Source organism: Pseudonocardia sp. SID8383, from assembly GCF_009864975.1.
In the GTDB taxonomy this organism is placed as follows: domain Bacteria; phylum Actinomycetota; class Actinomycetes; order Mycobacteriales; family Pseudonocardiaceae; genus Pseudonocardia; species Pseudonocardia alni.
In genome coordinates, this window is the sequence record NZ_WWFY01000090.1 from 1 (window position 1) to 1692 (window position 1692).

A 1692-nucleotide genomic window follows, 5' to 3' on the forward strand; every position below is an offset into this window, starting at 1 on the left:
CGGGGTCGTCGCCGACGTCGCCCGCAGGCTCGGGGTGGGCCGCCCCGCCGCCTACGCCCGGCTGCGCCGCCTCTCCGGCCTGCTGGGCCTCGACCTCACCGACCCCGAGGTGCGGACCGCGCTGCACATGGCCCTGCTGGTCGACGCCCGTGCCGCCCGCTGAGCCCGCCGTTCAGGGCCGGTCGGCCCACAGCAGCGTCGCCGAGCCGAGGGTGTCGGTGACCGTGTCGTGCAGCGGCCGCCCGTAGCCCGCGGCGACCTCGCGGACCGGGCGGGCGGTGACCGTCCAACCGTGGCGGCGCAGCCAGTCGTCGCAGGACTCGGCCCGGGGCTCGGCGAAGAACAGCTCGCGGACGTCGGTGGTGTGCAGCATCTCCTGGGCCGCCTCGCGGAACGACGGATCGTCCGCGATCCGCTCCACCTGGTCGCCGAAGTGCTCGACGGCGATCCGGCTGCCCGGCACCGACAGCGCGTGCACCCGCTCGAAGAGGAGTTGCTCGGCGTCGGCGGGCAGGTAGGGCAGCAGGCCTTCGGCCAGCCAGGCGGTCGGCCGGTCCGGGGCGAAGCCGGCTGCGGTGAGCGCGGCGGGCCAGTCGTGGCGCAGGTCGACCGGCACGGTGACCCGGCGCGCGGTCGGCGTGATCCCCGCTTCGGCGACGACCCCGTCCTTGAAGTCCAGCACCTTCTGCTGGTCGATCTCGAACACCGTGGTCCCGGCGGGCCACGGCAGGCGCAGGGCCCGCGCGTCGAGGCCCGCGGCGAGCAGCACGACCTGGGTCGTCCTTGCGCCGGTCAGGGCCTCGTCGAAGAACCGGGAGCGCACGCCCTGGTAGCCGGCCTGCACGACCCACGGGTCGGCGGCGTCGCCCGGGTCCCGCGGCACCGCCGACAGCGTCCCGGCCGCGTCGACGAACCGCTGGGCGTACGGGTCGTCGACCAGCCGGTCGGCGCGGCGGGTCTCCAGCGCCCGCCCCGCGGCGACGGCCAGGGCGGTGGCGCCCACGCTGCTGGTGATGTCCCACTGATCGTCGGCTGTGCGCATGACGATCACGCTTGGAGCAGACGGTTAGCGTTGCTCATCAGTCACGCGGATGATCACTCGCACGGCGCAGGCGGTACCGGACACCGGGTCCCATACCGACCCTGCGTGTGTGAGCCGTAACACCGCGTGGATCGGCGGCGAGGGGGGCCACATGGACCTCCGCCGGGTCACCGGCTACCTCGCGCTCACCCTGCTCGCGCTGTACTGGCTGTGGGTGCTCACGCGCACCGCCCCGGTGCTGCGACGCGGCTGCCGCGACCGGCCACTGCGCCTGCGGCTGACGCTGCTCCGGACGGCCGCGCTCGGCTGGACCGCACTGTTCGTCGCGACCGTGCACTTCTGGGCGACGTCGTGGTGGCACGTGGTCGTGGCGCTGCCGGTCGCGCTCGCGGGCGGGGCCGGGCTGCAGCGGGTGTACCGCCGCCTGGTCGCCCCGCCCCGGCACCGCGTCGCGCTGTCCCGGCGGGTCCGCCGCACCGGGCACTTCCAGGTCATCCGCCGGCCCGGGGTACCCGGGCCGCACCGGCATGCGGCCGTCGAGGCCGCACCGCGCGCGGTCCGGGACCTCCGCGACCTGGCGTGGCCACCGGGTCAGCCCGCGGCGCCGACCGGCGTGCGGTCCTCGGGGTCGTCCTCCTCGGCGGGCTCGG

General features: G+C 76.1%; 3 protein-coding genes. 2 read left to right on the forward strand and 1 reads right to left on the reverse strand.

The window, feature by feature from the left end; translation table 11 throughout:
- Positions 1-163: helix-turn-helix domain-containing protein (locus GTW08_RS32395; protein ID WP_202416277.1), on the forward strand; the 163-nt coding region annotated here is incomplete at its 5' end.
- A 9-nt stretch (positions 164-172) separates the two neighbouring features.
- Here GTW08_RS32395 and GTW08_RS02155 read toward each other — a convergent pair.
- Positions 173-1042, reverse strand: coding sequence for an SAM-dependent methyltransferase (locus GTW08_RS02155; protein ID WP_161151319.1), 870 nt, complete (start codon positions 1040-1042; stop codon positions 173-175).
- A gap of 109 nt (positions 1043-1151) precedes the next feature.
- Between GTW08_RS02155 and GTW08_RS02160 the strand changes: the two genes are divergently transcribed.
- On the forward strand, positions 1152-1692 hold a 541-nt coding region (locus GTW08_RS02160), incomplete at its 3' end, for a hypothetical protein (RefSeq protein ID WP_161151320.1).